We start from the raw sequence: 8,339 nt of genomic DNA on the forward strand, positions 1-8,339 counted from the left end.
TGGATCGGCGACGGCGGTGAAGGTGCGAAGTACTGGCTCCAGGTCCTGACCGAGATCAAGAACCGCGGCGCGGCCGATGTCCTGATGCTGGTCTGCGACGGCCTGACCGGCCTCCCGGACGCCGTGAACACCGTCTGGCCTGCGACGATCGTCCAGACCTGTGTCGTGCACCCGCTGGGAACAGCTTTCGTTACGCGTCCTAGCCCAGAGTGGAGCGGCCCATGCCCTATGTCCGCGACTCGTTCTGGAGCGGACGGACGTTCACCTCACTGGAGCACATGCAGGCCGAGGCCCTGCTCTGGGCAACGAATGTCGCAGGCCAGCGGCAGTGCCGGCCGCTGGGCGGCGCGAAGCCGCTGTCGGTGTTCGAGGCGGTGGAGGCCGAGGCCCTCCTGCCGCTGCCCGAGACGCCGTTCGTGCTGGCGAGATGGTCAACTGCCCTGGTGGGGCCGGACATTCACGTAAAGGTCGGCCGCACGCTCTACTCGGTGCCCTGGAAACTCATCGGCCGCCGGGACGATGTCCGCTCCACCGCCACCATGGTCCAGATCTTCCACGAGGGCACGCTGGTCAAGACCCACGCCGCCCTGGAGCTGGGCAAACGCACCGGCAAGAACGACTACCCGCCCGAGAAGATCGCCTTCCAGATACGGACGCCGATCTGGTGCCGCGGCCAAGCCCCGCAGGTCGGCGATGCGTGCCGCGAGGTGATCGATCAGCTGCTGGAGGTCAACGCTCCATACCGGCTCCGCGCGGCCCAGGGAGTACTCGGACTGCGCAAGAAGTACGGCGACGCCCGTCTGGAGGCCGCCTGCAGAAAGGCGATCACGGCCGGCGACCCGTCCTACCGCACCGTCAAGGGGATCCTGGTCGCCGGCACCGAGACCGATCCGGAACCGGAGACCGGCGACGCCGGAGCCGCGGCCTTCCTGCACGGTCCCGAGGGCCTGTTCGCCGCCGTCCCCACTCAGATGCCCGGCGACGTCCACGACGACCAGGACCGCGGTGACGCCGAGGAAGCCGAACGATGAGTGTGATGACCACCGCCCTGCGTGACTCGCTCAAAACCCTGCGGCTTTCGGGGATGCTGGAAACGCTCGACGCCCGACTCCCCCAGGTCCAGAAGGGCGAACTCGGCCACCTCGACTTCCTCCAGGTCCTCTGCCAGGACGAGATCACCCGCCGCGAGTCCGTCGCCCTCGAACGGCGCCTGCGCAGAGCGAAGTTCGAGCAACAGGCCACCTTGGAGGGTTTCGACTTCAACGCCTCCCCGAAGCTGCCCGCCGCCCAGATCCGTGATCTCGCGGCCCTGCGCTGGCTCCACTCCGGCGAGTCCGTCATTCTGTTCGGCCCCGTCGGGGTCGGGAAGACACACGTCGCCCAGGCCCTCGGCCACCAGGCCGTCCGCCAGGGCGCCAACGCCCGCTTCGCCAAAACCAGCCGCATCCTGGCCGAGCTCGCCGGCGGCCACGCGGACCGCACCTGAGACAAGCGCATGCGCGAACTCATCCGCCCCGACATGCTCATCCTCGACGACTTCGCGATGCGCCAGCTGTCCCCGTCCCAGGCCGATGACCTCTACGAACTCGTCTCCGAGAGGCAAGGCCGGTCCTTGATCATCACCAGCAACCGGGCGCCCAGCGACTGGTATCCGCTCTTCCCCAACCCGGTCGTCGCCGAGTCGCTCCTGGACCGGCTCATCAACGCCAGCCACCAAGTCATCATGAACGGTCCCAGCTACCGCCCCAACAAACGACCGAAGGGACCCACCGACAAGCCGTCGGCCACCTGACGCCCCGCCCAGTTGTCCGCGTTCCCTCCTGCGGCACAAACTCCCTCCCCCGCACCGGGGTTGACGTGCTAGCAGGAGGGGCGACGGCCGAGGACTACCTCCTGGGTGGGCACGGCTGACCAGGCCAGCCCGGGTTCACAGCCACCGCTTGGCTGCTTCGACACTGTCGCCACCGCTGGTGTTGAACGCGATCGCAGCCTTCCGCGCATGCCGTCGGACCAGGTTCACGACCTGCTCGAAGAGCGGCAGAAGAGGTTCCGGCTTGCGGATCCCGCCGCCGATGACGACGACGTCCCAATCACGCTCGGACAGTGCCGCGATCATCGCGGGCTCTGCTGACTCGTCCAGCGCAATCAGCGTCATGGATGCATCGATGGCATAGTCACCGAAACGTGCCAGTTCCTGGTCGAGAGCAGCGCGGATCACGTCCCCGTCCATGCCAGGCACTGTGTTCGGATCGACTCCAAGAATGAGAACGGAAGGCATGTCCGGGAAGACGATCAGCCGCCTTAGCTGGTTCCCGAGGCGCAAAACTGCCGCCTGAAGCACCGAGGCCGCTGCGAGGGCGGACGGCCACCCGGGGAATTACGTGAAGTTAGCCCTGGGGAATTAAGTGATCGTCCACAGGCAGCCGGTCCTCGATCCGGGAGCAACGTCTGCGACCGCCCAGGTCAGCTCACCTCACATCCGACGGCTCAGAGATCGGTCGGTCCGTATCGGCGCCGCAGCTGTGTGGGCTTCGGGGGTTTGCTCCTTCAGGGTTGCGGGAGTGCTCCGCCTCGGTGAACAAGGCATGCTCCAGAGCGTCCAACCCGAACAGCATGAACCCGAGCAGTACCGGCAGAATCAGAACGATCACGGCCATGACGCCTCCCGGGGAAGCGGTGACACAGGTGACTACTCCTGCTGCTCCAGACTGCTCCGAACGGGGGATGGGCGCCTGTTCAGGCGTGGACAGCTAGGCCGTTCGCGTGAACGACTCGGCCGTCCATGCAGGTCAGAGGGACGGGCGTGACCGCTGCTGGGCGGGCCAGGGTCATTGCTTCGATGCGATCCAGGTGGAAAACATCCCGGGCCGCGTAGCGCTTGAGGTTGCGGACTGTCTCGCACCGGGTTCTGCCCGCAGGCGGTCCGCACGATCTGGTGCAGGGGCCCCGTTCGCTTGTCGGTCGCTGCCCCAGTTGAGGCGACGGTGCTGCCGGCTGCCCGGGGAACGCTCGACTGGGCTGACGCCGCACAGGGCCGCGAAGGACGCCCCACTGCCCAGGCGTTCCGGGTTGTTGCGCTGACGGCGGTTGGAGAGGCTACGTGGTCCGGCGCGAGGGTCATGAAGTCGCGTGCTGCCCATCTGCGGCTGGGCGAAGACCCGGCTGCGGAAAGCAGGCGGGCCGACGGACGGGCTAGCCTGATCAGCGACATCCGAAACGAGACAGCCGACCTGGAGAGACAGCTGCCCTTTTCTCGTTCTTGCCGCCCTCGCCCGCAGTGTGCCGGCCCCTTTGCCTGTTCGAAAAGGCCGCTGTCCTACTCCCACACTGCGCCGGCCGTTACGCATGTGAGTGACGCTCGGTCACATAGTCCGAGTAAGGCCGTCCGCCTGTTCGGGAGCTCCCGGACAGGGTCTGGCCTCGGCAGACGACCGGTTGACCGTCCTGTTGAACAGCGAGCCGTTCCTTACGCTGGGTCGCAAGGGGCGCCCGTCCCTGTGACGAACTCGAGGCGGAGGAGCACTGCCGTGACGGACCTCGTACTGCTCGCGGGCGGACCGGTGACGATGACCCACCACGTCACCGGCACCTACTTCATGTGCAACGACTGGCACGACGGCGTCGGCAACCACACCCAGACCTGGGCACAGGACCCTTTCGCCAAGGACAACACCTCTCATCGGTGGTTCCTGCGGCAGAACACGGGCGGCACCGTGCGCATCGAGTCGTACGCCAACCACCGCTGCCTCACCGCCGGAGCCAATCCGTCCGACATCGTGACCTTGCGGGAAAGCACCGACAGCCTCAACCAGCACTGGCGGCTCGTTGCGCATGCGGAGCGAGGCAACGACTTCTACCTGGTCTCGGTCGTGCACCCGCGCTACGCCCTGGCCATCGCCGATCACCTCCAGGGCAACGACCGGCTGGTCGGCCTGACCCGCATGTGGGGCGGCCCCAACCTCTCCCAGCTGTGGCGGATCTACCCCTCGTCAGAAGACCAGGACTGACAGCCCCCAGCACGCTTCGAAGACATCCACGGCAGACGCGCATGACAGGGCCGCCCTCCCGTCGGAGGGCGGCCCTGTCATGCGGTCACATCCAGCAGGCAGTCAGGGCAGGCGATGTCGGCGGCTCGGAGGATGGCCTCGAAAAGCGCTGCTCCGGTTTCCTCGCCAACACCCCGCGGGCCTGAAGCCAAGTCGTCGTCGCGTAGCTGACGAGACGCTGGCGGGCCGAGACGCACCGGTCGCAGCCGCTGATCCGGACAGGTGGATGATGATCTCCCCCTGGCTCGACGTACTTCCAACGATCAGTGCAGGCCCGGAAGGAGGAGTCCCACGCTCGCCGTGATCACACCGTCAGGGCCCTCGCCTTGCGCGTCAACGGGGAGCGGGAAGGGCGCTGGAGGTGGAGGACGAGCAGCGCCAGGGCGCCGGTTGCCGCGGACCAGGTGAGGGTGAGCAGGCCGTCGGACCAGGGGATGTGCGGGGTGAGGGCTGAGCACAGTGCCAGCTGGGTCACGCCGTACAGGGGAAGCGCGGACACGCCCGCCACGTCCATCAGCGTGTTGAAGACGGGATTCTGCAGGCCGGTGTCGACCAGGCTGAGCATGATGATGAGGAAGAAGCCCTCCAGCTCGCCGCGGACGAGAGAGCCGAGCAGGAGACCGATGCCGCCGTAGGCGAGGCCGGCGCCGACAAGGGCCAGCGCCAGGGGTGCCGCGTGGCGTACAGGCAGGGAGATGCACAGCAGGATCGTGGTGTAGCACGCCAGTACGGCGGCGGTGAGGGCGACGGCGACGAGCTTCGCCAGCAGCATCGGCAGCCGGGGATAGCCGACCAGCAGCAGACGGCGGTCCAACTGCCGGGACAGGAACGTCTCGGTGAAGGTGATGAATCCCGCGACCATGGTGACGGCGCCCAGCGCACTGGCCACTTGCCCTACTTGGCCGGCCGGGGCGGAGACGGGGGCGCTGATGGTGTCCAGCGAAATGCGCACCAGTCGGTCGGAGGTGCACAGGCGTGCCACGGTGATCCAGACGGGGATGAACGCGACCGCCAGAACCAGGGCCAGCCGGTTACGCAGGTGGCCCAGCAGAGTGCAGCGCAGCAGTTGAGTGAATGCCGTCCAGGAGAGCCTCATCGGTCGTTCTCCTCGAAGTGCAGACGGCCGTGGCGCAGGTGAGCGATCGCGTCGAAGTGGTGCAGGTCGTGCAGCAGGTGGGACACCACAATGATCGACCGGCCTCGGTCACGCAGGTCGGCGGCCAGGGTCCAGAACCGCTGATGGGTGTCCCAGTCGAAGCCTTGGTAGGGCTCGTCCAGGACCAGCAGCTGAGGATCGTGTATGAGAGCGATCAGCAGGTTCAGCTTCTGGCGTGTTCCGCCGCTGAGTTCGCCGACCTGCTGTCGTCGGCAGTCGGTCAGCGCCAGTAGTTCCATCAGCTCGTAGGCGCGTTCCAGTGTCGGCAGCCGGTAGGCCGTCTTGAACAGCCGCAGATGCTGTCCGACGGTGAACGCGTCGTTCAGCACGGCCCGTTGTGGGCAGTACCCCACGGCCCCGGTCCGTGTCACCGTTCCGCGGTCGGGTGCGAGGTGTCCTACGGCGACCCGAAGCAGAGTGCTCTTTCCCGCGCCGTTCTCGCCGACGACTCCGACGAGCGTCCCGGCGGGCACGTCAAGGTCCACGTCGCGCAGGACCTGCCTGCGGCCGTACGCCTTGCAGACTCCGCTGATCCGCAGCCGTGGCCGGTGTCGCGTGGCTACTTCCTGCACATGACCCCCTCGAATGATCGGGCAGGTGGAGCGAGCCGCCCCGCAGAGAAGCCCGCCACAGAGGCCGGGGCGGCGCAGGCTCACGTCCGCCGGCCTGACCGGCTCATGACGGCTCAGCCATTCCGGCCCGGACGGTCCGGCCTGGCGTGCCGGACCGGCCATGCGAGGCGGCGCGCTGCCGCCCGATGCCCAACGACTGCATACCGGCGGGTGTAACGGCGCTGGCTCGATGTTCCACACCCGCCAGTGGGGCGTGACGTGCGCCGCGGTCCGCCGTTGTAGGAATCGATGCCCCCGACACCACAGCGAGACTTCAGCGCTCCCACGATCGTGATCGGAGCCGGCCCCCACGGCCTGGCGGCCGCCGCGCTACTCAAACGCTTCGACGTACCGACCGTGATCCTCGAAAGGTCGGACCGAGTAGGAAACAGCTGGGCGCAGCGATACGACCACCTGCGCCTGCACACCACCCCCGGCACCTCGAAACTCCCCGGCCTCCCGGTGCCGCGCCAGGCCGGCCCGTGGGTGAGCCGCGACGACTACGTGCGCTATTTGGAGAGCTACGCCGCCCACCACCGGCTCGACGTCCGGCTCACCACGCCGGTGCTGCGCATCCAGCGGACCGGGCCCGGCTCGGACGCACGCTGGCTGGTCTGCACCCCGGACGGCCCCGTCCCCACCGACGCGGTCGTGGTGGCCACCGGCCGCTGCCACGCCCCGCACGTCCCCCACTGGCCGGGGCGCGCCACCTTCACCGGCACGCTGCTGCACTCGGCCCGCTACCGCTCTCCGGCGCCTTACCGCGGGCAGCACGTCCTGGTGGTCGGCGCCGGCAACAGCGGTACCGAGATCGCCGCCGTCCTCGCCGGGGCCGGAGCCGCACGGGTACAGATCTCAGTCCGTACCCCGCCCAACATCCTGCCCCGCTCCAGCGCCCGATGGCACGCGATCGGCCGGCTGACGGAAGCCCTCCCGCTGGCGTGGCGTGACCGCACCTCCCTGCTCACGCAACGTGTCGCGGTGCCCGACCTGACCTCACGGGGACTGCCCCGGCCCCGCACGGGCCTGTACACGCGTAACGCCCGCGAGGGAGTCAACCCGGTGCTCGACCACGGCTTCGTGGACGCCGTGCGGTCCGGGCGAGTCGAGCCGGTCCCGGCCGTCCGCCGATTCGACGGGCCCGACGTAGTACTGGCCGACGGTACCCGAGTGCGGCCCAACACGGTCATCGCCGCCACCGGGTACCGGACCAACTTGTACGACCTGGTGGGTTCACTGGGCGTACTCGACGAGGACGGGCGCCCCCTCGTCGTAGGGTCGGAAACCCATCCCGAAGCCCCCCACCTGTATTTCGCCGGCTACATCAATCCCCTCACAGGGGTTCTCCGCCAGGCGGGCATCGAGGCGCGCGCCATCGCCCACGCTGTTCGCCGTGAGAAGGCCCGATCGACCCTTCTCGCCCCTCGGGGGAATGCTCCGAGCTGACAGAGTTTCGGAAGCCTGACCTTTCAGCGTTTGCCCTGCAGGGCGATTGGACGCCGCGGTGGCAAGCATGGATGTTTCGGCGGAGAGCACAGGGCTCCGCGGAAGTCGTCCGATGGGATGCCTGGGCAGATAACGGGCGTGTGGTCGAGCGGGCCAGGCAGGAGTAGGCACCGGCTCTTTCACCGGCTACAGGGCCGACCATTCGGCCCCGCCGCATCTGGGGTATGGAATCCTCATGCACCCCGCACGTCGCGTGCTGGCCTCGTCCGCCTTGCAATGTCTCCGCATGTGGAGGAGGACACTGGCTCGCGGGCTGCAGGGACGGTATGCCGGGTGAGTATGAGACTCCTTCGTGATCGGGCGGCGGCCACCCCTCATGAGCATGTATGTCATTTGCATCGCGTAGGGGGTGCTGTCTGCTTTGGCGTAATCAACCGAAAGGGAATGTCGTGCGTTCTGCTTTACCGCGCCATGGGGCCCCGTCGATGGTTTCCCCGAGCCATCGACTGTGGCGCCGTGCGGCGGTCGCTGCAGCTACGGTGTGTGCCACGCTGAGCGGTGTTCTGGGTGCTGCCGCGTCCGCCTCGGCTGATCCGTCCGGCGGCACCGGCGAAGTTCGCAGCGTGAGCACCGACCGGCACATCGGCACCTACGGCAACGCCGGCGTGGTGCTCGCCGCGTTCACCGATTCGTACTGGCCAGGCTCGATGGACAGAAGCTGGACCTTCACCCCGCGAGAGAATGGCAGGTACTACAGCCTTCAGAGCACCACCAAGAAAACCTGCTGGACCCGCAGCCCGAAGCCCCATGTCGGTGGCGACTGGGACCGCTATGGCCTGCGGATTGTCACCCTGTCGCCGTGCAGTCCGAGCGCCACGAACCAGCAGTTCCAACTGTGGGCAGAGCCTGGCTGGGCGCCGCGTGGAACGGTTTCCATCCATCCCGGGATGGGGTCTGTGTAGCGAACGGTGGAACTCGGTCGGTTTTGTTCAGTGGCGTCCGGCGGTGAGCCGGCCGTCGAAGGTGATGTCGAAGGCTTGGAGTGCGGCCTTCCAGCGCATGGTCCAGCGTTTGCGTCCG

Annotated in this window: 7 protein-coding genes and 2 pseudogenes; 6 read left to right on the top strand and 3 right to left on the bottom strand. The window is 67.7% G+C overall.

The genetic code is table 11. The annotated features are described in order from the left end of the window. The 3 genes and pseudogenes from AB0958_RS43515 to istB form a co-directional block, all read left to right on the top strand. Positions 1–177: pseudogene (locus AB0958_RS43515) on the top strand (transposase); the annotation flags it as partial. Between the two features lie 44 nt (positions 178–221). Further along, on the top strand, positions 222–1,031 hold the full coding sequence (locus AB0958_RS43520) for a hypothetical protein (protein ID WP_366896028.1): 810 nt from the start codon (positions 222–224) through the stop codon (positions 1,029–1,031). Positions 1,032–1,036: 5 nt separating this feature from the next. Then, a pseudogene (istB, locus tag AB0958_RS43525) lies at positions 1,037–1,792 on the top strand (IS21-like element helper ATPase IstB). A 135-nt stretch (positions 1,793–1,927) separates the two neighbouring features. Here the strand turns inward: istB and AB0958_RS43530 are convergent. Continuing rightward, entirely contained in the window at positions 1,928–2,278 is a 351-nt protein-coding gene (locus tag AB0958_RS43530; protein WP_044472854.1) for a hypothetical protein, read from the bottom strand. 1,249 nt (positions 2,279–3,527) lie between these two features. Between AB0958_RS43530 and AB0958_RS43535 the strand changes: the two genes are divergently transcribed. Continuing rightward, the gene (locus AB0958_RS43535) at positions 3,528–4,007 is read left to right on the top strand and encodes a hypothetical protein (protein WP_366896023.1); all 480 of its coding nucleotides are present in this window, start codon (positions 3,528–3,530) and stop codon (positions 4,005–4,007) included. A gap of 343 nt (positions 4,008–4,350) precedes the next feature. Here AB0958_RS43535 and AB0958_RS43540 read toward each other — a convergent pair whose 3' ends face one another. Both AB0958_RS43540 and AB0958_RS43545 read right to left on the bottom strand, forming a co-directional pair. Further along, positions 4,351–5,142, bottom strand: coding sequence for a hypothetical protein (locus tag AB0958_RS43540; RefSeq protein ID WP_366896024.1), 792 nt, complete (start codon positions 5,140–5,142; stop codon positions 4,351–4,353). After that, a complete protein-coding gene (locus tag AB0958_RS43545; RefSeq protein WP_366896025.1) occupies positions 5,139–5,774 on the bottom strand; it encodes an ABC transporter ATP-binding protein in 636 nt (211 codons plus the stop codon). The genes AB0958_RS43540 and AB0958_RS43545 overlap by 4 nt, the downstream gene beginning before the upstream one ends. Positions 5,775–6,062: 288 nt before the next feature. On the opposite strand from AB0958_RS43545, the gene AB0958_RS43550 reads away from it, so the two are divergent. Beyond that, positions 6,063–7,259, top strand: coding sequence for an NAD(P)/FAD-dependent oxidoreductase (locus tag AB0958_RS43550; protein ID WP_366896026.1), 1,197 nt, complete (start codon positions 6,063–6,065; stop codon positions 7,257–7,259). A 623-nt stretch (positions 7,260–7,882) separates the two neighbouring features. Next, the gene (locus AB0958_RS43555) at positions 7,883–8,221 is read left to right on the top strand and encodes a hypothetical protein (protein ID WP_366896027.1); all 339 of its coding nucleotides are present in this window, start codon (positions 7,883–7,885) and stop codon (positions 8,219–8,221) included. Positions 8,222–8,339 lie beyond the last annotated feature (118 nt).

The organism is Streptomyces sp. NPDC006655, assembly GCF_040703965.1.
GTDB lineage: Bacteria > Actinomycetota > Actinomycetes > Streptomycetales > Streptomycetaceae > Streptomyces.